The organism is Campylobacter sp. BCW_6871, assembly GCF_001762325.1.
Classification (GTDB): domain Bacteria; phylum Campylobacterota; class Campylobacteria; order Campylobacterales; family Campylobacteraceae; genus Campylobacter_D; species Campylobacter_D jejuni.
Map to the genome: position 1 here is coordinate 53,563 of NZ_MJWQ01000066.1, position 21,623 is coordinate 75,185.

At 28.2% G+C, this 21,623-nt stretch carries 39 protein-coding genes and 1 pseudogene; 17 read left to right on the forward strand and 23 right to left on the reverse strand.

The window, feature by feature from the left end:
- The 14 genes from AJ930_RS10570 to AJ930_RS07670 all read right to left on the reverse strand — a co-directional run.
- On the reverse strand, nucleotides 1-336 hold a 336-nt coding region (locus AJ930_RS10570; RefSeq protein ID WP_261659514.1), incomplete at its 3' end, for a Rha family transcriptional regulator.
- Nucleotides 337-720: 384 nt separating this feature from the next.
- The gene (locus AJ930_RS07615; RefSeq protein WP_070275106.1) at nucleotides 721-951 is read right to left on the reverse strand and encodes a transcriptional regulator; all 231 of its coding nucleotides are present in this window, start codon (nucleotides 949-951) and stop codon (nucleotides 721-723) included.
- A 9-nt stretch (nucleotides 952-960) separates the two neighbouring features.
- Nucleotides 961-1,206, reverse strand: a complete 246-nt coding sequence (locus tag AJ930_RS07620; protein WP_070275107.1) for a hypothetical protein — start codon at nucleotides 1,204-1,206, stop codon at nucleotides 961-963.
- A gap of 102 nt (nucleotides 1,207-1,308) precedes the next feature.
- A complete protein-coding gene (locus AJ930_RS07625) occupies nucleotides 1,309-1,473 on the reverse strand; it encodes a hypothetical protein (protein WP_261659515.1) in 165 nt (54 codons plus the stop codon).
- A 77-nt stretch (nucleotides 1,474-1,550) separates the two neighbouring features.
- A complete protein-coding gene (locus AJ930_RS07630) occupies nucleotides 1,551-1,760 on the reverse strand; it encodes a hypothetical protein (RefSeq protein WP_070275109.1) in 210 nt (69 codons plus the stop codon).
- 2 nt (nucleotides 1,761-1,762) lie between these two features.
- A complete protein-coding gene (locus AJ930_RS07635; RefSeq protein WP_002783970.1) occupies nucleotides 1,763-1,978 on the reverse strand; it encodes a hypothetical protein in 216 nt (71 codons plus the stop codon).
- 48 nt (nucleotides 1,979-2,026) lie between these two features.
- Nucleotides 2,027-2,881 (reverse strand): lambda-exonuclease family protein, encoded by an 855-nt coding sequence (locus tag AJ930_RS07640; protein ID WP_070275110.1) that lies wholly within the window; start codon nucleotides 2,879-2,881, stop codon nucleotides 2,027-2,029.
- Nucleotide 2,882: 1 nt separating this feature from the next.
- On the reverse strand, nucleotides 2,883-3,065 hold the full coding sequence (locus AJ930_RS07645) for a helix-turn-helix domain-containing protein (RefSeq protein ID WP_070275111.1): 183 nt from the start codon (nucleotides 3,063-3,065) through the stop codon (nucleotides 2,883-2,885).
- Entirely contained in the window at nucleotides 3,055-3,348 is a 294-nt protein-coding gene (locus AJ930_RS07650) for a hypothetical protein (RefSeq protein WP_070275112.1), read from the reverse strand. Before AJ930_RS07650 ends, AJ930_RS07645 begins: the two co-directional genes overlap by 11 nt.
- The gene (locus tag AJ930_RS10865; protein ID WP_148122816.1) at nucleotides 3,323-3,514 is read right to left on the reverse strand and encodes a helix-turn-helix domain-containing protein; all 192 of its coding nucleotides are present in this window, start codon (nucleotides 3,512-3,514) and stop codon (nucleotides 3,323-3,325) included. Before AJ930_RS10865 ends, AJ930_RS07650 begins: the two co-directional genes overlap by 26 nt.
- Complete coding sequence (locus AJ930_RS10360) at nucleotides 3,486-3,638, reverse strand: hypothetical protein (protein WP_162842145.1); 153 nt, start codon at nucleotides 3,636-3,638, stop codon at nucleotides 3,486-3,488. Before AJ930_RS10360 ends, AJ930_RS10865 begins: the two co-directional genes overlap by 29 nt.
- Entirely contained in the window at nucleotides 3,635-3,889 is a 255-nt protein-coding gene (locus AJ930_RS07660; protein WP_070275114.1) for a hypothetical protein, read from the reverse strand. Before AJ930_RS07660 ends, AJ930_RS10360 begins: the two co-directional genes overlap by 4 nt.
- Nucleotides 3,880-4,149 carry a hypothetical protein gene (locus AJ930_RS07665; protein WP_070275148.1) on the reverse strand — a complete coding sequence of 90 codons (270 nt, stop codon included), beginning with the start codon at nucleotides 4,147-4,149 and terminating at the stop codon, nucleotides 3,880-3,882. The genes AJ930_RS07660 and AJ930_RS07665 overlap by 10 nt, the downstream gene beginning before the upstream one ends.
- 792 nt (nucleotides 4,150-4,941) lie before the next feature.
- Nucleotides 4,942-5,214, reverse strand: coding sequence for a hypothetical protein (locus tag AJ930_RS07670; RefSeq protein ID WP_070275115.1), 273 nt, complete (start codon nucleotides 5,212-5,214; stop codon nucleotides 4,942-4,944).
- A 51-nt stretch (nucleotides 5,215-5,265) separates the two neighbouring features.
- On the opposite strand from AJ930_RS07670, the gene AJ930_RS10365 reads away from it, so the two are divergent.
- Nucleotides 5,266-5,406, forward strand: a complete 141-nt coding sequence (locus AJ930_RS10365; RefSeq protein ID WP_002881938.1) for a hypothetical protein — start codon at nucleotides 5,266-5,268, stop codon at nucleotides 5,404-5,406.
- On the opposite strand, the gene AJ930_RS07675 is transcribed toward AJ930_RS10365, so the two are convergent.
- Nucleotides 5,396-5,587, reverse strand: a complete 192-nt coding sequence (locus AJ930_RS07675) for a hypothetical protein (RefSeq protein WP_070275116.1) — start codon at nucleotides 5,585-5,587, stop codon at nucleotides 5,396-5,398. The genes AJ930_RS10365 and AJ930_RS07675 overlap by 11 nt on opposite strands.
- 179 nt (nucleotides 5,588-5,766) lie before the next feature.
- Between AJ930_RS07675 and AJ930_RS10370 the strand changes: the two genes are divergently transcribed.
- Nucleotides 5,767-5,916 (forward strand): hypothetical protein, encoded by a 150-nt coding sequence (locus tag AJ930_RS10370; protein ID WP_186820869.1) that lies wholly within the window; start codon nucleotides 5,767-5,769, stop codon nucleotides 5,914-5,916.
- Nucleotides 5,917-5,983: 67 nt separating this feature from the next.
- Here the strand turns inward: AJ930_RS10370 and AJ930_RS07680 are convergent, their stop codons facing one another.
- The 3 genes from AJ930_RS07680 to AJ930_RS07690 form a co-directional block, all read right to left on the reverse strand.
- Nucleotides 5,984-6,286: a hypothetical protein gene (locus AJ930_RS07680; protein ID WP_070275117.1), complete on the reverse strand. Its 303-nt coding sequence runs from the start codon at nucleotides 6,284-6,286 to the stop codon at nucleotides 5,984-5,986.
- A complete protein-coding gene (locus tag AJ930_RS07685; protein ID WP_070275118.1) occupies nucleotides 6,283-6,816 on the reverse strand; it encodes a hypothetical protein in 534 nt (177 codons plus the stop codon). Before AJ930_RS07685 ends, AJ930_RS07680 begins: the two co-directional genes overlap by 4 nt.
- 134 nt (nucleotides 6,817-6,950) lie before the next feature.
- On the reverse strand, nucleotides 6,951-7,622 hold the full coding sequence (locus tag AJ930_RS07690) for a LexA family transcriptional regulator (protein ID WP_002881985.1): 672 nt from the start codon (nucleotides 7,620-7,622) through the stop codon (nucleotides 6,951-6,953).
- Between the two features lie 110 nt (nucleotides 7,623-7,732).
- Here AJ930_RS07690 and AJ930_RS07695 point away from each other — a divergent pair, with 110 nt between their 5' ends.
- Entirely contained in the window at nucleotides 7,733-7,966 is a 234-nt protein-coding gene (locus AJ930_RS07695) for a hypothetical protein (RefSeq protein ID WP_032599974.1), read from the forward strand.
- The gene (locus tag AJ930_RS07700) at nucleotides 7,963-8,151 is read left to right on the forward strand and encodes a hypothetical protein (RefSeq protein ID WP_002881890.1); all 189 of its coding nucleotides are present in this window, start codon (nucleotides 7,963-7,965) and stop codon (nucleotides 8,149-8,151) included. Before AJ930_RS07695 ends, AJ930_RS07700 begins: the two co-directional genes overlap by 4 nt.
- Here AJ930_RS07700 and AJ930_RS10375 read toward each other — a convergent pair.
- The gene (locus AJ930_RS10375) at nucleotides 8,148-8,297 is read right to left on the reverse strand and encodes a hypothetical protein (protein ID WP_002873586.1); all 150 of its coding nucleotides are present in this window, start codon (nucleotides 8,295-8,297) and stop codon (nucleotides 8,148-8,150) included. The genes AJ930_RS07700 and AJ930_RS10375 overlap by 4 nt on opposite strands.
- Nucleotides 8,298-8,433: 136 nt before the next feature.
- A complete protein-coding gene (locus AJ930_RS10055; RefSeq protein ID WP_070293542.1) occupies nucleotides 8,434-8,799 on the reverse strand; it encodes a hypothetical protein in 366 nt (121 codons plus the stop codon).
- A 42-nt stretch (nucleotides 8,800-8,841) separates the two neighbouring features.
- On the opposite strand from AJ930_RS10055, the gene AJ930_RS07710 reads away from it, so the two are divergent.
- The 12 genes and pseudogenes from AJ930_RS07710 (at nucleotide 8,842) to AJ930_RS07765 (ending at nucleotide 20,161) form a co-directional block, all read left to right on the forward strand.
- A complete protein-coding gene (locus AJ930_RS07710; protein WP_070275119.1) occupies nucleotides 8,842-9,846 on the forward strand; it encodes a hypothetical protein in 1,005 nt (334 codons plus the stop codon).
- Between the two features lie 10 nt (nucleotides 9,847-9,856).
- Nucleotides 9,857-10,505: pseudogene (locus AJ930_RS07715) on the forward strand (hypothetical protein).
- Nucleotides 10,506-10,522: 17 nt separating this feature from the next.
- The gene (locus tag AJ930_RS07720) at nucleotides 10,523-10,903 is read left to right on the forward strand and encodes a hypothetical protein (RefSeq protein ID WP_002896784.1); all 381 of its coding nucleotides are present in this window, start codon (nucleotides 10,523-10,525) and stop codon (nucleotides 10,901-10,903) included.
- Complete coding sequence (locus AJ930_RS07725) at nucleotides 10,903-11,289, forward strand: terminase small subunit (protein ID WP_002826748.1); 387 nt, start codon at nucleotides 10,903-10,905, stop codon at nucleotides 11,287-11,289. Before AJ930_RS07720 ends, AJ930_RS07725 begins: the two co-directional genes overlap by 1 nt.
- On the forward strand, nucleotides 11,286-12,578 hold the full coding sequence (locus tag AJ930_RS07730; RefSeq protein ID WP_070275120.1) for a terminase large subunit domain-containing protein: 1,293 nt from the start codon (nucleotides 11,286-11,288) through the stop codon (nucleotides 12,576-12,578). The genes AJ930_RS07725 and AJ930_RS07730 overlap by 4 nt, the downstream gene beginning before the upstream one ends.
- Nucleotides 12,568-12,840, forward strand: a complete 273-nt coding sequence (locus tag AJ930_RS07735; protein ID WP_002781524.1) for a hypothetical protein — start codon at nucleotides 12,568-12,570, stop codon at nucleotides 12,838-12,840. Before AJ930_RS07730 ends, AJ930_RS07735 begins: the two co-directional genes overlap by 11 nt.
- Nucleotides 12,821-14,359, forward strand: a complete 1,539-nt coding sequence (locus tag AJ930_RS07740) for a portal protein (RefSeq protein WP_070275121.1) — start codon at nucleotides 12,821-12,823, stop codon at nucleotides 14,357-14,359. The genes AJ930_RS07735 and AJ930_RS07740 overlap by 20 nt, the downstream gene beginning before the upstream one ends.
- Complete coding sequence (locus tag AJ930_RS07745; protein ID WP_000931940.1) at nucleotides 14,352-14,555, forward strand: hypothetical protein; 204 nt, start codon at nucleotides 14,352-14,354, stop codon at nucleotides 14,553-14,555. The genes AJ930_RS07740 and AJ930_RS07745 overlap by 8 nt, the downstream gene beginning before the upstream one ends.
- Nucleotides 14,545-15,192 (forward strand): hypothetical protein, encoded by a 648-nt coding sequence (locus tag AJ930_RS07750; protein WP_070275122.1) that lies wholly within the window; start codon nucleotides 14,545-14,547, stop codon nucleotides 15,190-15,192. The genes AJ930_RS07745 and AJ930_RS07750 overlap by 11 nt, the downstream gene beginning before the upstream one ends.
- A 10-nt stretch (nucleotides 15,193-15,202) precedes the next feature.
- Nucleotides 15,203-15,580, forward strand: coding sequence for a hypothetical protein (locus AJ930_RS07755; protein ID WP_070275123.1), 378 nt, complete (start codon nucleotides 15,203-15,205; stop codon nucleotides 15,578-15,580).
- Between the two features lie 264 nt (nucleotides 15,581-15,844).
- Nucleotides 15,845-16,876, forward strand: coding sequence for a hypothetical protein (locus AJ930_RS10575; RefSeq protein WP_070273995.1), 1,032 nt, complete (start codon nucleotides 15,845-15,847; stop codon nucleotides 16,874-16,876).
- Nucleotides 16,877-16,888: 12 nt separating this feature from the next.
- Entirely contained in the window at nucleotides 16,889-20,161 is a 3,273-nt protein-coding gene (locus tag AJ930_RS07765) for a hypothetical protein (protein ID WP_070275124.1), read from the forward strand.
- 4 nt (nucleotides 20,162-20,165) lie between these two features.
- On the opposite strand, the gene AJ930_RS07770 is transcribed toward AJ930_RS07765, so the two are convergent.
- The 3 genes from AJ930_RS07770 to AJ930_RS07780 form a co-directional block, all read right to left on the reverse strand.
- Nucleotides 20,166-20,576 (reverse strand): hypothetical protein, encoded by a 411-nt coding sequence (locus AJ930_RS07770; RefSeq protein WP_032603338.1) that lies wholly within the window; start codon nucleotides 20,574-20,576, stop codon nucleotides 20,166-20,168.
- On the reverse strand, nucleotides 20,551-20,736 hold the full coding sequence (locus AJ930_RS07775; RefSeq protein ID WP_002861670.1) for a hypothetical protein: 186 nt from the start codon (nucleotides 20,734-20,736) through the stop codon (nucleotides 20,551-20,553). The genes AJ930_RS07770 and AJ930_RS07775 overlap by 26 nt, the downstream gene beginning before the upstream one ends.
- A 164-nt stretch (nucleotides 20,737-20,900) precedes the next feature.
- Entirely contained in the window at nucleotides 20,901-21,110 is a 210-nt protein-coding gene (locus AJ930_RS07780) for a hypothetical protein (protein WP_002861671.1), read from the reverse strand.
- A gap of 180 nt (nucleotides 21,111-21,290) precedes the next feature.
- Between AJ930_RS07780 and AJ930_RS10580 the strand changes: the two genes are divergently transcribed.
- Nucleotides 21,291-21,623 (forward strand): Rha family transcriptional regulator (locus AJ930_RS10580; RefSeq protein WP_261659517.1); only part of this gene is annotated, 333 nt, incomplete at its 3' end.

A 21,623-nucleotide genomic window follows, 5' to 3' on the forward strand; every position in this document is an offset into this window, starting at 1 on the left:
ATTTCTTAGTCTTTTTTCCATTTCATTAAAAGCTTTGATAAACTCGATTTTCCATTTATAAGCTTTTTCGCCTGTAAAACCCATAACAAGCAAAGAAAAACCATCACGAGTAAGGTTGTAGCAGGGTCTTAATTCTCCTTTTTTGTCTTTGTAGGTAGAGAGTATAAAATTACTCTCTGTAAAATCATTTTGCGGTTGGTTCTTGGTGGTTTCTAAAACATCTTTATGGTTTTTATTAAATACCTTAGCTAAATCCAAAGAATTGATAAATACTTTATTTTCTTTGATATTTAGATTTACTTCTACATTATTGATAATTACAGGGGCGTTACTCATTTTTTGCCCCCAAAATTAAAAACATAGATAGTCAAAAGACTTAAAGCCAACATGGTTAAAATTAACGCAACTTCCATTTTTCATCCTTTTTTGATAAAATACAAAAGGTAATTTAAAAAGGTGGTGGCTATTGCCAACCACCAAGAACCGATATTGCAGCCGCTATCTGCAAAATCAGTAAGACAATTTCTAAGATTATTTTAATCTTTTCCATTGAATTACCTTTTAAACTTATTTCAAAACGGGTTTTTAATCCGTTTTGATGTTATAATTATAGCTTAAAAATCTGTTATTGTCAAGTATAATAAGGTTAAAAGTTAGTTATTTTATAATAAAAGATGGTTTTTAACCAGCGGAAAATTCCGCCCGTTAAATTAAAAAAGCCTAAAACAAGGCTTTTTTAAGAAGTTGTTTTAAATTCTCATAATCTGCTAACTGCTCTTTTAAAATTTCTATCTCTTTTAAAAGCTCAATCGCTTTAGTTGTTTGGTCGCTAATGCTATCTTTTTTAATTGCATTTTGCAAACCCCCTTCGCTCATTCCTATTAATTCGCCAAGTTCTTTATAAGTTAAGTTTCTTTCCTTGCAAAATTGTTTTAATTCTTCACTTGTCATTTTTCTCCTTTATTGAGGACCTTTGTATCCAATCATCCAAAAACCATTGGTTATTGTTATGTCTAAAAAACCATTATGAGTATTACAATTTATAGTAAAATTATATTTTCCACCACATTCATCAGCTTTTAATACTTCATTTAATAAAGTTTCCTCTCCTTTATTCTTTAATAGCATTTTAATTTTTTCTGAAAATTTAGGAACATTACTTTTTAAAGAAAGCAGTTCATCATATTCATATTGATTTAATGTCATGTAGTCTCCTTGATTTTATTTGTAGTGTTTAAAATTTTAAACACTACTTAATATTTATTATAAACCAAAAAATCTGAAATATATATTACAAATTGGATTGTATTATTTAGAAAGCTGTTTTATGAAATTTTTGAAGTTTTCAAATTCTTGTAGTTCTTTTTTTAATTGATTTATTTCTAACTGCATTTGAATGGCTTTACTCATCGGTTCGCTAACTTCATCTTTTGCGATAGCTGATTTAATAGCACTCTCACTATACCCTATCAACTCCCCTAATTGCTTATAAGTCAGTCCTAATTCTTTACAAGTTTTTTTTAATGATATTTTCTTTCTCTTCTGCCATTTTATTCCTTTTCATTTGTGATAAACTCAAATTTTAAAACACTGCTTTTATCTTCAAAAGATTTTAGGCTCTGACGTAAAGTTTTAAAAGGTGCTTCATCATAAGAATTAAAAAAGTTTGTATGACAAGCAGGACAAAAAAGAATGCTTTGCTCAACTTTTGCAATGATTTGCGTATCGCAGTTTCTGCAGGTAATTTTATAGCTTTTCATATTTATTCCTTTTCATCTGTAATAAATCTAAACTCTGCTTTTTTATGCTCTTTTAAGCTTTGCAATATATTTCCTAGTTTAGAAAGTGGAGCTTCATCATAAGAATTATAAAAAGCATTATTACAAAGTGGGCATACAATGACAGTTTTACCTATATCTAAAGTGATTTTAGTTTTACATTGTTTGCAGGTGATTTCTAAACTTTTTAAATTTAACATTTTAACCTTTCCTTTGTTTTTATAATTTTATCAAAAAGTGCTTTATTTTTATGCTCCTTTTTTGATTTTTAAACACATTGAAGTACTTTCTTTATAAAACTCTTTAGGCACAGTAATATTTTTTTGCTCTAAAAAGCCCTTATAATCAATTGTAGTTCTACTTTGCGGATAAATTGTAATATCCAAACATCTTGCTTTTTCTCCATTTGCTAAGGCTATGAGTTCTTTTTTAAGACTTTCTAGCTTTTCTTTAATAGGTTTAATCGTGTTTTCAAGCCTTATGATTTCAATCGTTAGATTTTTTGCTTTAGTATCTTCAAGCTCTTTATATTCACTTTTTTGATCTATGATATAATCTAATATAAATTGCTTTATATTTTTAACTAACCATTTTTGATAAGCTTCATCTTTTAAAACTTCGCACTCTACAATCTCTTCTTCTTTATTCATGGCTACAAAAATGCATTTTTCTTTACCGCTGATATAGAGTTGAAATTGTACTTGAGCGTAGTATTTATCGCTTGGCTTTTTATTTTTTTTGACAAAATTGTATTCATCTTGTGAGTATTTAAACTCGTAAATAACCCCATTTTCATCAATCCCATCTAAGCTCGCTATAAACATTTCATTTTCTAAACTTTGTAAAACTATAGGAGTGATACTCACAGAATGTAAAAACTCAACTCTAGCTCTAATCAAAGCTTCATAGTTATTGCCTTTTTTCATAGCTTCATTTTGATAAACTTCTTTAAGTCCTAAAATGATATCTCTTGCTTCTTCTTTGGAATTAAAAGCACCTTTGATACCTACGCAAGATGCTACCATCGATGCACCTATTTTACCTTTTCTAAAATTTAGCCATTCATGGCTACCTTGTTCTAAATTTATGATTTTATAATTCATTTCAAACCGCCTTTACTTCAAAACTTTTAAACCACTCATCAAGCTTAACTTTTTCATAAAAGATTTTTTTACCTATTTTAATATAAGGTATTTTCTTTTGCATTCTGTATAAGTTTTGATTATTTTTACTTAGACCGTAAAGCATAGTTACTTCTTGTATAGTTAAAAAGTCTTTATTTTGCATTTTGTATCCTTTTTTCTGAAATCATTATCCCTTTTGGGTTTTTATTTTCTATAAGATGAAACAATAAATCAAGCTCATTATCTTTGTAATAGTCTTGTGGTTCTATTTTCACCCCACAATAATTAACATTAAAATCAACATCTTTTAAAAGCATAAATAGAAATTTTTTGTATCTCTTGTAATAATCTTCAAATTCATTGAAATTTTCTAAATCTTTACTTCTTAGTGCAAATTGTCTTAAATCTATATATTCGTTTTTACCTAATTTCCTTTTCTTTTGCATCGTATCCCTCCTTTTTTATCTTTGGAATGCTTTTTAAAATATAAAAAGTATTTCTTGTGTCTTTATTTCTAATAGTTTCTATTGCATAACCTTTATTTCGAAGATTATAAATATAAGCTCCAATAGAGAAGATTACCCTAATTAGTTTTATTTTTATTCTTAACATAATCGCTTAAAATTTTAACTATTTGAGTTGCTAAAGGGCGGTATTCTTTATCTGCTATTTTTTGCAACTCTTCTTTTAATTCTAATGAAATTCTTATACTTAGCGGTTTTGTTTGTCTTTTCATAATTCTTTCTCCTTTAATCTTTTTACTTCTTTAATAGCTTTATCATCATTTTTAAAAACGCCTATAAGCCCTAAAGCATCAAGTATTTTTATACGAAAATTACTAAGTTTTACATTGATTTCAATTTCTTCTTCTAGTTTCAATGAAATTTCATTTATAGCAGTATCTTTTAATGCTATAATGCTTTTTAGCCTTTGAACTTCTTTTTCTAAGTTTCTGATTTTTTCATTCTTTTTAAATATCAAGAACATAGTTTTGACCTTTCTTTTGTATAAAGAAGCTCATAAATTTTATTTTGCAAAGAGCTAATTTCTTTTATATTTTTCATATTTGCTTCTATTTGATCTTTTAACTCTTTTAAAAGTTCTATTTTTTCATTTTCAAGATTAGAAATTTCAGTTTTTAAAGATTTATTTTCATCTTTTAAAAACTTGTTTAGCTTTATTTCTTTTCTATATTCATCTTTACTTAGTTTTATGATGACTTGTTCTTTTGTGTGATAAGCTTTCATTTTTTCTCCTTTTAGATTAATGCTTAAAAGGGACAACTGAGTTCCTTAGAATAGGAAATAAAACAAAAAGGCGAATTCTCAAGTAGTAAAGTTGCCCCATTTAAGCATTAAAGGAGCTTAAGAAAAGCCAAGAGCCTTGCTCTCTTGGCGTGAGTATTGTTTAAGTATAGGCTAAGCAAGGCTATTCTATAATTTTAGTGTTAAGGTTATTGCTGGTTGATTATTTCAATCAGCTCTTTTACTATTTTTAATAGCAAGAAAATAATATTTAAAATCTTTTCTATCATTAAAAATAGCTCCTTTCCCACCAAGAGAAATTAGCCACTTAAACAATGTTATTTTATCAAATTTATTTTTATTTTTGATAAAGCCGAGCAAATCCGCAATCTCGGCGTTGTATAGTTGTTTAAGTTTATGCTAAGCGGATTTGGTTAAAATTTATCTGTGTTAAAAAATATTAGAGTTTTATAAGCTCTCTAATTAGCTCTAAGATTAAGATTAAAATTGTTAAAATTTTATCCCACATTTTAGAGCCTCCTTTCTCAACACCGAGACAAGTTAGCAACTTAAACTTTATAATTATACTTTCTTTTTCTTAAACTCTTGATTTTCTGTCGTTTTTAAAGTGCAAGAAAACCTTAAAAATAGCACTATAAACAATAATAACGAGCCAAGTTTATGGATAACTTGCTAACCCTTCCGCTATACAGAACTATCAACGCGATAGTAAAGCTTAATTTTCAAGCGGTCAAAAGCTTAATAAAGCCCTTTTTTAAAGGACTTGTTAAACTTTTAAAAAAGCTTTTTGCATTGTTTTTCGAATTTTCTAACTCTCTCTAAAAGTTCATAAGCATTTCTTATAAATTCATCTCCATAAGCTTGTAAAGATATTGCTATTTCTTCATCATCTTCTAAGCTTATTTCCAAAGAGTTTTTAAAATCTTGCAAGTTTGCAAATATATTTTCTAAATTCTCTTTGCTTTCAAACTCATTTGCAATTAATTCTTTTGTTTGGCTAGAAATTCTTTTTTCTTCTCTATCAAAATAAAAATCTGTAAAACTCATTTTTTATCCTTTTTTTAGTTATAATCACTTTCACTCTAGGAAGGTGATGTAATGGACGAAATACAAAGCTTAAAAGCTCAACTTAATAATCTTCTTTTAAGAGTTAGCGAGCTAGAAAGTAAAGTCGCAACTCTTGAAAAAAGACTAGATGACAAAGATTTTCAAGTTTTAAACGAAACTCCTAATCTTTGAGAGAAATAACAAATCCTTTGTTTTCAAACGCTTCTTTGGTGATTAAGTTTTTAACTGCATTATGAAGAACATTAGCTAAAAACTCTTCCAAAGAAGCGTAACTTTTTGAATAATTTCTTTCAAAGGCTATTTCTAGCATTTTTTTTAAATCAGGTCTTAAATCTAATTTAATCTCTAGCATTTTTTCTCCTTTTTGTTTTGTTGAAATAATTCTACAAAATGGATAATTAAAACAAACTTAAAATTTATACAATTTGGATAATTTTTAAAAAATATTTTTTTGGTATAATTTCTTAATAAGAAGATGAAAAATCAAAAAAATCTTTAAAAATATTTTTAGAAAATTGGAAGGATTAAAATTTGAGAATAATACTAGCTTTATTTATATATATTTACGCCTTTGGGGTTGATGTATGTGAGCGAAGAGATATTGAAATGTCTGCATATATAGAAAAACACGCCGCTTTTAAAATAGAAAATATAAAAAGACTTTTAGATGATAAAAAATAATTTAAAAAACGCTTTAAAAAAACATATAAAACACCTATAAAGCTTTTAAGACTATAACTTTTTTATTTTAAAGATTATCTATTTTTACATTCATGCATCTAGTAATATCATTTTGAATATTCTTAAATTCTTCTAATAAAGATAAAGTTTTTTCTATTCGGTTAAGCTCTATTTGAAAAATAAAAGCAAGACATTCTTCAAATGTTTGATATTGCTTAAAATTCCTAAAGCATTTATAATCTTTTGCAAAATCATCATATCTAGCTAATATAACATTACATAAAGCTTTTTGCAAACACTTTACAGTATTTCTATCTTCGTCTTTTAGAATTTTTCTAAAAAACTCATCAATATACCCTATATTTCTCATACGATAGCCTTTATATGCTCTTTAGCCTCTTCTACGCCTTTTCCATATTCTATAATATCAAAATCTTCTTCAAAGAATGAAGTATCAAAACCACCCGTAATTTTTATAAAATCTTCATCTAATATAGTTTCTAATATATTTTTTGTCGCCAAAGATGAATAATATACTCTTAAGTCAGCATTTCCAAATCTTTCAAAATTTTTATCACTCATTCTTTTTTTAGAAGTTGTAATTGTTTTATCCAATTGTTTGATAATTTTTCTTATTTTTTGCTTTTCTTGTATTTTATTTTTTCCTTCAAGTGTTAAAAAATAATTTTGGTCACATAAACTAGTATAAAAAACCCATCTATTTAATTTTTCAACTTCACTGCACAAACTAATATAATTTTCCGTTTTAACAGTTTTTAAAGCATGTTGAGTATTTTTTGATTTTACTTCTATGGGTAACTTTGCATTATAGTCAGCATTTAATGTGTTAGCCGATATAAGCAAAGCTATGGCACATACGCCAGAGATTATTCCTTTCATAATTAACTCCTTGTTCCATTTAACTAATTTTATCAGTTTAACTCTTCAAATAAAATAAAAATTAAAATTTATCACAAACAAGCTTATGATTTTATATTTATCATCCCACCACTTCTATAAAATTTTTAAAGATTTCAATTTTCATTTACCAATTTTAAATTAGATTTTGGGTTGTTTGGTGTCTTTTGAATTTTTACAACTTTATAGATTTTCAAATCATCGATATCATCGATATCAATCCTAAAAGTAGTCGTTTTAAAACTATCACTTTGGTTAACTGGTTTAAATTCAATAACTCCAACATCTTTCTTTTCTACAAAAATCTTGCAAGCAATTTTATTATTATAGGTATAAACAACAAGATCTCCATGTCTTGGTTTTGAACTGTCTGTATCATATATAATAATGTCCCCATCTTCAATTATAGGAAACATGCTATCGCCATTCGCTCTAGCTGCTTTTAAATTTGATTTATTTTGTGATAATGGTATATAAGTAAATTCATCTTGACACTCATAAACATCATTAATTGGCAAGCCGCAACTTACAGAGCCAGTAATTCTAATTCTTTGTACTTCAATTGGCTCATCTGATATTAAAACATTTGCATCAGTTTCTCCAAGAACTTTCATAACCGCTTCGATAAATTCTGCAGTCATTTTTCTTTGTCCTAATGCATATTTTGAAATTGCAGCGGTTTTAATTCCATGTCCATTTCTATACCCATATGCGGTTAATTTCTCTGCTAGCTCATTTTGTGTTAAATTATGCTTTTTTAAGAGTTTCTTTAAATTCTCTCCATTCATATTTTATAACCTTATATTCCAAAATAATTATACATATTGTATAATTTATAATTCTACAAATCGGATTATTTTAAGAAAATTTTAATTATCCATTTTGTAGAATTATATTTATGAAAAGAATAGATTTAATTAAAAAAATAACTTTGAAATTTGGAGGAGCCAATAGCTCTTGGTATGCAAAACTTAACGGCAATAGGAAGGTTGATATAAAAACCGCATTAAAACTAAAAGATGAATTTAATATTCCATTAGAAGCATGGGGAGATTCTGAAATTTTGAGTAAAACAATGAATGAAATTATAAACATACCTAAGCGTGGGAGAAAAAGAAAGGATAGAGAATGAAAGTGATTGAATTAAAAGTTAAGATGCCTGATGAGTATTTTGAACTTTTGCAAAGTGTGGCAAATGATGGCGGATTTAATAGTATTAATGAGCTTATTGTGGATAAGATTGCTCATTTTATAAAACTTGAAAAATACTATAAAGAACTAGACAAAAAGGATATTCTAAGCCTTATTAAGACTTAGATTTCTCCTAAGTAATTTGGAGTTTGGGTAGAGTATGGTTTAGGTTGTGCAGCTTGTTCTAGCTGTTTTATCCTGTTTTCTAACTCTTTGATTTTTTCCATAAGATAAGGGATGTTTTTTAACAAGTTTAAATCTTTGTCATCCATTTTGGTAAGTCCTTTTCTTGATTTGGTGCAAAAAAATTATAGCAAAGGACTTTTTAAAACGGATTAAGGAATGAAATGCTTGAAAGATTGATTGAGATTATAGGATTATTTATTTTTACTTTGATGATGTTGCATTTTAGACTGTTTCTAGTGGCTGGTATTTCGGCTGGGATTTTAATATCTTGCATTTATCATTATCTAAAACGCATTTTTTATCACGGTAGTGAGGACAAATAATGTATTTAAATTTATCTTTTTTAAAAACCATTTCAAAAGGAGTTTTTTTTGTAACTAATTTATATCCTAAGTTAGGATATAGTCTTTTTGTCAAATCGTTTTCTAGCTTCATATCTTTAATACAAACTCTTTTTAGTTTTTGTTTTTTAGTTAAATATAAAAACAAAGGACGCATACTTAAACCAAATAAAACACCTATTAAAAAATATAACAAATTTTCTAAAGTGGCGGTTTTTAGCATTTCGGATAAGAAAGAATTAAACATAAAAAGCCTTTTTAATTTAAATTATAACATAAAGGAGCGTGGATGATACCAAATTTTATAGCAAGTTTTGATGTAGCTTTGGGGCGTAAAAGCTTAAGGCAAAGAAAAGGCTATTTGAAATTATCAAACACTATAGCTTATGGCGGTCTTAGCGTTGATGCTTTAGCATTGTATATTCAATTAGCAAAGCTTAGTGAAAAAACGATTGTAAGTGAAATCTATCTAAGAGAGTTTATAAAAGTTAAAAATAATCAAAGAATTAGTTTAAATAGACTAAGAATTGCTAAAAAAGAATTAATTGAACTCAGACTTTTAGAAATTAAAAAGGTTAGAAATGGCTCTTTAAATTTTTATGAGTGGATTTTAAAAGATGAAAATTATCAAGTTAAAAAGCATTTTAACAAAGCTTTATCTTTGCTTAAAAACAGTGATGAAAAGCTAAGTAAAACTCTTAAAAATAACGCTTCATCAATCGACAGAAAATTAACTACTGAAAACGAAAAAAATCAAAATTCCCTATATATAGAAACACGCACGCACGCACGCGATAATAAATTTATAAATAATATAAATATTAATAATAATAATAAATTTATAAAAAAAGAGAATTTAGAAAATTTAAAAAATAATCAAGAAAAGAAAGAACGCGTTTCTAATCAAAACGCCTCTTTTGTGACGAGCTTTATTGATTTTAGCAAAAAGGAGTTAGAGAAAATGGCAAAAAAAGAGTTTAAAGTCCCAAATGCAAATGAACTCATGGGGCAAATAATGGCTTTTAATGAGAAAAATGGAACAAGTTTTGGAGAAGAGTTGGCTAATGATTTTATAGGCTATTGGGATGCTAGGGAATGGAAAAGAAATGGAAAAAGAATGTCAAGCGTGGCAGGAAGTCTTTATACTTGGCTTAAATACGCTAAAGAAAATGAAGCAAGAAAAAATCAGCGTTTTAGCAGAAAAAAAGAAGCTAATCCTAGTGTGGTTGATAACTTGATGGAGTATTACGGAATGAAAGATGAGAACAAAAACAAGCTCTTAGGATGCTTTTAAGGAGTAAAAAATGCAAGAAAAAATACAAATTTTAATGGACTTATTGGAAATTAATAAGGCTCAAGCAACTGATATTGTAGGTAGATATCTCAAAAGCGTTAAGGATATTCATGCTTTTTTAGATTTTTATTTCGAAACTTTAGAAAGAGAGAATATCGTAGGGACAACTTATGAGAAATTAAGAAGAGTTTGCAAAAGAACTGAAATCGAGTTTAAAAAGCGTTTTGAAGACAAAGAAATTTTTTTAGAATGGTTAAAAAATAAATATAAAAATAGTCCATTTTTTAGATTGCTTGAAAGTGATTTTAAATACTCATATGTTTGTTATGATGGACAGGGCAACCTTTTTAAACGATTAGCAAAATCAATTAATATGTTGGTTTGTCTAAATAATTTTGGAGAATTAACCTACGAAGATGGAGAAATGCTAAAAAATAACGAATTTAAACACGCTTTAATAGATTTTATATTTAAAAATCAAGAGCGCATAGGAAAAGATATATATAAATACTTCTTATAAGATAAAAGGATATACATCTTTAAGCCATGAAGAAGAATATAATAACTTTAAGAAGGTGCAGAAAAAATTTTTTAAGGAGAATCAAGAAGAATTTCAAAAGAAAGTAAAAGTCAAAATGGCTTTTAAAAATATAAGCTAAATTTAAGAAAGTCTGAAATGGAAAAGTATATTTTAAAAATTGATTTAAAAAGCAATCCAGTTCCTTATAAAAGAACGACTCAAAGATCTAAATTTGTGTGCAGGGATTATCTTAAATATTTAGATTTTAAAAAACTCTTGCAAATGGAGTTTAGAAGACAAAATAATATTAGCTGTTTTCAAGCCTTTGATAAGCAAAAGAAATATGAGTTTTCTTTAAAAATAGGATTTAACAGCAAAAGGCATGGCGATGGGGACAATATCGTAAAATGCGTGTTAGATGCGTTATTTGAAAACGATAAGAATGTTTTAAAAGGCGATTATGAGATTATTAGTTTTAAAAAATCTTTTTTAGACTTAGAAATCAAAGAATTTAATTTTAAAGAAGGGGTGGCTTGATGGCTAGAATGATGACAAATGGCAAAAGTATGACAAAAGAAGAGCTTGTTTCAAAAATAGAGAGTTATTTTAATGAAAGAGTTGTCTTAAAAGAAACTAAGGAGAGTATTATTTTTGCACCTAAAACAAAAGTGGGATTAGCTGTGTATTTAGGAATTACAATGCAAACCTTAGGCGAGTGGGAGAAGGATAAGGATTTCGGAGAAATTGTATCTCAAGCTAAGCAAAAATGTGAAATGGATATTTTAAACCATTCCTTAATCGGCACTTATACTCCTAGCGTTAGTATGTTCTTGCTAAAAAATCAACATGGATATGTGGATAAACAAGAAGTTGTCAGCGATAACGTTCAAAAAATTGAAATTATAAGAAGTGAAATCAAATGAAATTAAAAATCGATTTTTCTTACACTCCGGCACAACTTAAAGTTTTTGATGATAAAAATCCACGCTTTATAACTGTAGCAAAGGGCAGAAGACTTGGTTTTACAAGGGGAAGTGCTAAGTTTGTTATCGAAAACTTGCTTTTAGGACAAAATGTTTTATGGGTGGATACCATACAAGCAAATTTACAAAATTATTACGAGTTATATTTTACACCTGAGTTAAAAAACTTGCCAAAAGATTTTTACTCATGGAGTGTGCAAGACAAGAAACTAATTATTAATGGAGCAGTGCTTCATATGAGAAGTGCTGAAAGAAGTGAAAATATCGAAGGTTTTGGATATGACCTTGTTATCTTAAACGAAGCAGGAATTATTTTAAAAGGTAGTAAAGGAGAGTATCTTTGGTACAACGCTATAAGACCTATGTTGCTTGATAACCCTAAATCAAGAGCAATTATCGGTGGAGTTCCTAAAGGAAAAAATCTATTTTATGAACTTTGCAGAAAAGAACTCAGCGATAAAAATTGGAAACATTTTCAATTCTCAAGCTATGATAATCCATTTTTAAAAGAAGAGCAAATTAAAGAATTAATTGAAGAAGTAGGCGGCGAAGATAGCGAAGTAGTCAAACAAGAAATTTATGGAGAGTTTATAGATAGCTCGAGTGCGGAGCTTTTTGCATTAACTGAAATTGAAAATGCGATGAGCAAAAACTCTTTTAGTATTGAAAAAATGCAAGGCGAGAATATTTGGGGGCTTGATGTAGCAAGATATGGAGATGATAAGAGTGTTCTTGCAAAAAGAAAAGGTTTTGTAATTGATGAGATTAAAAAATACTCACAACTTGGAACTATAGAATTAGCAAACAAAATACTAGCTGAATACAATCAAAGCGAAGATAAACCAAAAGGTATTTTTATAGATACTTGCGGTCTTGGCGTTGGCGTATACGATGTCTTGTTAAATTATGGTTTGCCTGTATTTGAGGCAAATTCTGCAAATTCTGCAACCAGTAATGAATACTTAAATAAAAGAGCACAAATGTATTTTACATTTGCTAAAAACTTAAAACACATGGAGCTTTTTAAAGATGAAGAATTAAAAAAAGATATGAGAATGATTGAGTATGAATATAGCGACAAGGGGCTTTTAAAGATAGTTTCAAAAGAGTATTTAAAAAAGAATTATGGCAAAAGTCCTGATGTTAGCGATGCGGTGGCATTAACTTTTTTTGAAAAACTATACAGCAGAAACAATACTAATGAAGATTGGAGTTATGATGGCTGGTGAGTTTTTAATGATCTATGATGCAATTGATGTAAACAAAATAAAAAAGCTTTCAAATTTAAGCGATGAGGCTATAAAGTCAAGTCTTGCAAATGAATTTTTAGAGCTTGTATCAGGGTTTAATAATATTTCTAAAAAGAAATTTAAAAGAGAATTTGCGGAGTTTTTATTTGAAAAAGGAGTGAATGAAAAAGATATTTTAAAAATAACAAATTTAAGCAAAACAACAATATGGAGAATTATGAATGAAAACAAAAAGAACTAATGATGAGAGAGTGTCGTTTTTAACACAACTCATTAGCGAAAGTAAAAGTGGATATGAAAATTACAAACCACACTTTAAAGAGTTGCAAGATGCTTATTTGCTTGAAAATAAGGTAATGCAAAAATTGAGAAAAAGAAATAAATCAAGTATCTACATACCAAAAATAAACGCTAAGGTAAAGTATTTAATCACTAGCTTAAATGATGTGTATTTTAATAGTGAGAGAATGGCAGATATTGAAACTTACATTAATAGCGATGATACGATTATAGAGCTATGGCAAAATGCCATAGATTTTTATAGCGGTAAAATCAATATGTTTAAGATTTTTCAACCGCTTTTCTTAGATGTTTTACTTGTGGGAACAAGTATCGCTAAGGTTACTTGGCATAAAGGAATGCCACGCATTGAAAGAGTAGATATTGATAGTATATTCTTTGATCCAAATGCGTTAAATAGCGAGGATGTAGGATATATAGTCAATGAAATTTACCTAACCTATAATCAAATCCATGAAAGACAAAAGCTAGGTTTTTATAAAAAAAATGAAATTGAAAAGCTTTTTGATGAAGATGATGAGTATAAAAAAGTAAAGCTTTATGATATTTATGAAAGAAAAAACGATGATGAGTGGGTGGTTTCTACCTTATTTGAAAATAATTTACTTAGAAATGAAGTTACTTTGCAAGATGGACAGCCTTTTGTCTGGGGTTCAATGCTACCACAACTTAAAAAGATAGATAACGAAAACTATGTAAGTGCTTATGGCGAGCCTATAATGGCTTCTGCTATGCCTTTGCAAGATGAAATTAATATAACTAGAAATCTTTTAATAGATGCAGTAAGAACTCATATCATGCCTAAAATAATGATGCCAAAATCAATGGGAGTAAGCAGAGAAGATATAGAAACCTTAGGAAAACCAATATATACAGATGATCCAAAGGGTGTGCAAATATTACCACCACCAAATGTAAATAGTGCGGGAATAAATTTACAGCTTTTAGAAAGCGAACTCACAGAAGTTACAGGAGTTAGTCCACAAAACAATGGAGCTCAAACTGCACAAAATGAAACAGCAACAGAAATTAGCATAAAAGCACAAGAAGGTGGAAGAAGAAGTGCTGACTATATAAGACAGTATAACGAAACTTTTATAGAGCCTTTATTTGATAGATTTGCAATGCTTGTTTTTAAGTATGGAGAAGATAATTTTTTTAATGGTTTTCAAAGAGAGGATATACCTAGTTTTAGATTTAAAATTCAAACCGGCACAGGTGCCATGAATAAAGAAATTAGACGTGCAGGAATTCAAGCTAGTATGCAAGTTTTTTCACAATTATATCAAATGTATATGAGCATAGGCGATGCAAATTCTGCTTATGGGATTATAAACGCTAGCAAAGAACTTACTAAAGAATTATTACCAATTTTAGGTGTAAAGAATGTAAATAGTTTATTTGCTTTTGAAAACAATGAAGATATTAATCCGCAAATGCAAGGAGAAACTAATGCTTAATATTGAAATTAAAAGCGATATATCTAAAACTAAAGGAGGAAAGAAATTAATAGATTTTATCAAAGCAAAATATAGTGAATGTTTTTATATAGCAAAAAATAACGATGAGAAAGAGTTAAGGTTAAAAGCTTTAGATACTATGGCTTTTTTAGACATAATAATTAACAAAATAAAGGATGAAGAAGATGGAAAATGATGCTTTAAAAGATTTAATAAATGCCATAACAGATGATGATAAAGGACAAGTTGCTAATAATGGCGATGAACCTACGAAAGTAGAAGATAATGAACCTATGCCGGTTGATAATGAGAATGAGCCTGATTATAAGGCGATGTTTGAAGCTTATAAAAGTGAAAATGACAACAAATTAAATGCTTTAATGAGTGAGCTTGAAGCTTTAAAAAATCCAAAAAAAGAGCCAAGCGAACAAGAATTACAAAGAGAGCAGTATTTAAAAGAATTAGGACTTGATGGACTTGATGAGAAATTAAAAAGGCTTGAAGAGCTTGATAAAAAGCAAAAAGACAAAGAAGAGCAAGATGCGCTAATCGCTAAATACGCACAAGTAGAAAGCGAGTTAAGAAAAGCCTATCCTGATGCGGATTTAAAGGCTATGGCAGAACTTGCAACAAAATTAAGCGGTTTAGGCGAAGGTAATATTGACAGCTGGAAAACCTTACTTAATTTGGTCGGAAAATCAAATAATGCTAAAAAAGCTGAAGATTTATCAAGTGCAAATAATAATGTAAGAACTAGTGATTTTAACGATAAGTTAAAAAAAGGCGAAGTTAGCGAGATAGATCTAGGTAAAGAATTATTAAGTTTAGTATAAAGGAGAAATTATGGATTTTATAACAGCTTTAAAAGGTGGTACGGGATTAGGATCTAGCTTTGCAGATACTTTGATGAAAACAAGCAATTTCACTCCAAATTTAGCAAGTAGTAGTGGTTTTTTAAATGGATTAAAAAATTCTTTTAGTAATTTTGAAGATTGGTTATTTAAAAGTTCTGATGCAAATAAAGTAACTAATTTTGATAGATTAGGAAATGTTTTAGGTGGTGCTGGTGCTTTATATGGTGCTTATAATCAGCAAAAGATGGCACAAAAGAATTATGAGCTACAAAAAGATGCTTATAACTTCAATAAGTATCTAGCTAATGAAGAATTAAATAGAAGAAAGAATATGGAAAATAAACTTCAAAACGTTTGGAGTAATTAAATAAATTTGGATTTAAGGAGTTTGTTTTAAAGGGTAAATCTTAACCCCTTGTATAAGGGGCTTTGTTTATTGATTGTTAATTTGCATTGACAACAATAATACAAAGTAGTATAATAACTATTAAGATTTGTAGCATCTTATTTCACCGCCTTTCTAGGTGGTAATTTAGTGCTAAGGGTGGCGACCCTTGGCACCACACCTTTTAAAATTATACACAAACTTCCTTAAATCCTTTATTTTAAAAGAAAGAATAAAGGAAACAAAATGGCATTTTATAACCCACAAAGAGTAGTATTTAACCCCGATACAGGCGTTATACAAAACGCAGGAAAAGTCGGTGGTGTCTTATATGACATCATGAGCAAAAGTTTTGATGATAAAGTTAAAGCTAATGAGTTTCAGCAAGAGCAAGATTTAAGAAAGCAACAAATGGAATTTAATCAGGCTATGCAAAATAATCAGCTTTTGCAAAATGAATTTAATAATGCTTTAGCCTTGCAAAAATTTGACCTTGAAAGACAAAAACAAGCTCAAGATAATGCTTTAAATTGGGCTAAATATAAAGAAGATAAAGATTATAATCAAAAATATTTAGATTATTTAACTGGTAAAAATACTAATAAAACAAATAATAATTCAGGCTTTAGTATAGATACTAATAGCAATTTAACTGAACTACAAACAATGAAAGATGTTTTTAGCAAAGAAAGTAATGGCGGGGATTTGTATAATTTTGCAAAAACCGCTAAAACGCAAAATATAAATTTAAATGATATTTATGGATTTGGAGATACCATAAGTCAAAAATTAAGAAATACTCCTTTTAACAATAGTAAAAACTTAAAACAAGAATTCGCAGATAAGCTAAAAGCTGAAATAAATTTAGCACTAGTTAATATCACAAGTGGCAGGATGAGCAATGAAGATAGGCATAGATTAGAAGAATTGGTTAAAACAGATAGTTTTTACTTCTTTGATAAGTATGCTAAACATGATATTGAAAAAGCAGTAGAAATACTATATAGGGTAAAAAATGATGCCTTAAAAAAAGAATATATGGATATTTGGAAAACAGAAAGGTATTTAAAAGATAGAGATAATATAGAAAATTATTATAACAATATGTATAAAAAGCTAGAAAATGAAAAGGCTATGATAAAAGATTTTATAAATGGTGGAAATATTTTAGCTTCTCAAGGGCAAAGAGTGCCATTAAATAAGATTTTATCACAACAACCGCAACAACAATTAACTCAAGATTTTTTACAACAAAACAATATGATTACATTTAGATAATAAGGATAAAAGATGACAATACAAATACCACAAGGTGCAAAAACAATGCAACTTTTTGATATGAATATAGATATACCAGAAGGAAAAACTTATATAGATATTGATGATAATTTTTTGCAGAATAAATATAATCAATTTATGCAAAATAATCAGCAACAAAACAATTTTAATTCGCAAGAAGAATTAGCTTTGGATGGTAAGCCTATGAGTATGTATCAAGCACCACAAGTAAGCCAAAATGAGCCACAAGAACAAGGAGTATGGAGTAAAATAAATAAGGGTCTAGAAGATTTTAATAACCTTATAGATCCAAAAAGAATGATATCTGAAGGATTAGATTATCTTTCTCCAAGAGTTACAAGCGGAGAAGAAGGAGTAAGGCAAAAAATAGAAGATGTAACAAATCAGGTATCAGGTGGGTTGCTACCTAGAATTTTTACTAGCCCTAGCAATGAAGAGCAAAAACAAATTTTTCAAATCGCATACGATGAAATAAAAAAATTAGGATATGAGCCATTTTTAGAAATAAATAATGGAGACTATAAATATATAGGCGTTGATAAAAATGGAAAAGAAGTTGATTTTACTCCTAGTTTTAGAAATACACTTGCTAGTACTAAAAACGAGTTAGCATTTTCTGTAGCTGGTGGATATGCTGGAAGCTTAGCAAAAACAGCAGGGCAAACAATAGCTAAAAAAGCCTTAAATTATTTCGCACCATCTGCAATTGGTGCTGGTAGCGGTGCTATGGCTGATCTTCATTCGCAAAGTAATAATACAGGAATTGAAGCAAGTTATATGGATTATGCTAAAAGGTTTGGAAGTGCAGCCGCAGAAGATGCCTTAGCAGGTGCTGTAGTTGGATCAGCTATAAAGGGAATAGGAAAAACATATAAAAGTGTTGGTGATTTAATAAGCAGTGTTAAAACAGGAGCACAAGCTGGTAAAGATATGATAGATGGCATGGCAGTAAAAGGTGGTAATTTAAAAGAAAATATAGGGGATAAGCTTAGAAAAATAAGCCCTAGTATTTTAAATGATTTAGCTTCACAAGGTAGCGAAACTTCTAGACTTTATGCCAAAGAAATTGCAGACAGTAAAGGTAATGGCGTCTATGATGAGCTTTTAAAAAATGCAAATAAAATGCCTTTAGAAGTCAATCAAGGAAATGCTATTGTTGATACTATTGCTAATAAGGCTAATTACTTTAAAGAAATGTCAAAAAATAAAACTATAAACAATATTTTAGGAAAAACAGAAGAAGGTTTAAGAAAATTTAGCAAAAATATAGGTTCAAAAGAAGCAATACTAAATCAACAAAATCTCTTAAACATGTCTTTAATGGACGATGATTTAGCAAAAATGGCAAGAGATGTTTTAATCGCTAAGCCTGAAGTTGCTAATAAGGTTGGTAATACTTTAGCAAATAGCGATGAAGCTTTACTTAAAAACTTAAAGCTTGATAATGAATTTAGCGCTAAAAATCTTTATGATTTAAATAACGCTAGAAAATTAAGAGCTTATGAAGAGTATGGAAAAGGACTTGATAAACTAGATGAACTTAATCCAAATGGCATAAAAATAGATAAAAAAAACTTAAATGATTTAATACAGAACGCTGATTTTTTTGGGCAAAACATACCTAAAGCTTTAAAAGACTTTTTAAAAGAATTAAATAGCAATACTCCTATGAGTGCTACAAAACTTAATACACGCATTAAAGAGCTTAGTGAAGAGATAAAAACAAATAAAAGCTATGATTTTAATAGCTTTTTAGAAAACTTAAAACAAAACCTATTAGATAGTATGGTAAAAAATGCTACTAATCCACAAGAAGCAAAGGAGATTTTAACCAAGATTAGAAGTGATTATAAAGCTTTTAAAACTTATGAAAAAAGCAATATAGCAGATAAACTTTCAGGCAGTGAAAAAGATATTACTAAAAAATTAAAACAACTTATAGATGAAACCAATCCTAAGAAAAACTACGAAAGCATAAGTAAGGGACTTAATGATAAAGAGTTAATCATACTAGATGATGAAATTATAAAAAGATTTATAGATAAAAACAAGCTTGAGTTTAATGGCAAGTATATAGTTAATTATCCTAAATTAATGAAAGATATTGAGAATTTTACTCCTAAAAGTAATAGTGCAAAAGAGAAAATACAGGTTTTAAAAAGTATTTATAATTTGCGTTCAAGCTTTGAGCATATCATTGATGGTATTTTTAATACTAAGGCAAAAGAAGCTGGAAAAGGTATATCAACTGACTTTAAAGCAAGAGCTATGACTATGCTTGTAAATAGTTTTACAGATCATGTGGCTTTTATCTTTTTAAGATTTGCAGAAATTGGCAAGAGAGCAGGACTTAGGATACAAATGCGAAGAGCTTTTGCAAATATCAATACTTTGCAAGATTTTAATAAAGCTAGTAAAAACTTTATAGAAAGCATTAAAGATAAAACACTCAAAGAAGAAGCACAAGAAGCTAGAAAAGAATTTAATGTTAAAGTTAAAGATTTAATCAAAGGCGACAACTTCTTCATGGATAAAGCTGATCCGAGCAAAGCAAAGAGTGATTATACTGCTAAATTTAATGTAGAAAAATGGATTAATAATGTTTCAGGAATTTTAAAAGATGAATGGGTGGTAAATTTAAAAGCTATGACTAAAAAACACCCTGAAATGTTTAAAAACGAAGCAGATGTATTTAAGGTAATTAAAGAGATAAAAGACAATCCTACTCATTTTTTTAAAAACTATGATGATGAAGTGGCATTAATAGCTAAACCTTTAAAAGATGATAAGGTTGGCAATATAGCCATAAAAAAAGATAGTGGCAAAATTATACATATTAATAAAACAAAAGGTAAGGATTTGGAAAGATTAAATCGTAGAAATAAAGCAATGCTGACAGGTACGCCAACTCCTGCAACCACTAAAGGCAGTACTACCAATGTGGAAGGCGATTTATTACAGCATTCTTTTAAAAATTCTACCCAAGCTAAGCCTAAAAAAAACTTAATGGATGATATAAAAGATAATATTAAGAATAAAGAAGTAGAGAAAAAGAATAAAAAAAGCGTAAAACAAAGACTTGATGAGAAAATACAAAATGATAAAAAAGCTAGAAAGCAAAGAATTGAAAAAATAAAACAAGTTATAGCTAGAAAGCAAAGAATAGATAAGGTTACAGATAAAAAAATAGCAGGAAAAATAGGCACTCATACGCTAAAAAATCTTATTAAATTAAAAGAAAGGAGCGAAGATAATAAAAATTAAGGGCTTAAAGTCCTTGATTTTTATCTCGTTTTTGTCCTAAAAATTGAGAACTTATAACCCCTATTGAGGTAACAATTCCCGCTAAACTTAACCAAGGATAATCCAAATATGCAAGAAAAGCACTAAAAATAAAACCTATTATAACTATAATAAAAGCAAATAATTGACCTTTTTTAACGTATTTGATTTGTTGTGGTGCTAAATTTCTTATAGCCTCTTGGTTTTTACTATCCTCTTCAATTAATTTCTTTTCAATATTTATAATATGATCTGTTTGTTTTTCCATTAAAGAAATGCACTTTTCTTGCATTTCTTTTGATAGTTTGGGTAAGCAATCGAAAGAAGAATTAACATTAATAAAAGTATTATTTTGTTGATTTAAAGTAATATTACTTTTGTTTTGTGATTTTTTCAAATTTGGCGTTATACTCTTCATTGCTATGTTTTCTTAATTCTTCTGATTTTTTATAAAAATCAGTTATCATTGTTTTTCTATCTTTTAAAGATGTAGCTTTAAGGATATCTGCATTAAACATATTTGTAAAGCCAAATAAAAAAGCATTTATGTTTGACATTTTTACTCCTTAAAATTCCTTAGCTTATACTGATTTTAATTAAATTATACCTTTTTTATAGTTAATTTATACTTATTTTATATGTTTTATATACTTAACTTATAGGTTTTTTATAGTCTTATTTTAAAAAAAATATATCTACTTTATTTTAAAACATACTATTTTTATTTTATAAAAGGTTTTATAGATTTTGAAATTTCATCTAAAACTTTTGCTTTTTCATAATTAATGAGCCAACTATCAACCCATTTAGGTGTTTCGCCTTTTGCATTCCAATTGATAACACCATTATAAACAGCTCCGACCATATTTGCAAATTCTTTTTTTGTAAGCTCTAATTCATTTAATTTTTTTTCAAATGTTTCTATATCCATTTAATATCCTTGTTGGTTTTAGTTATTATAGCAAAAAATACATAAAAATTTAACTTTTAATAAAAAATAATTATAAAAAAATGTATTTTATGCTTGACATATATTATAAAAAAGTGTATAATCACTGCATAAAAGTTATAAAATAATTAACTTTTATAAATCAAAACAAAAAGGTAAAAAATGGAAAAATTAGCTGTAATTAATGGCGTGGATGTAGAGTTGGAGGTAGCCAACGACCAAGTAACGACTACCTCTTTAGACATCGCGGCGGTTTTTAATAAACGCCACGATAATATTATAGCAAAAATTGAAACTTTCCCAAAGGATAGTTTCACTGACCTTAATTTTAAGGCGAGTAAATATATTGATAGCACGGGTAGAATTTTACCTTGCTACAAAATCACTCGTGATGGTTTTTCTTTGCTTGTTATGGGTTTTACAGGCGAAAAGGCTTATAAATGGAAAATCGAGTTTATCAAAGCTTTTAATGAAATGGAAAAAAGACTAAGAAAT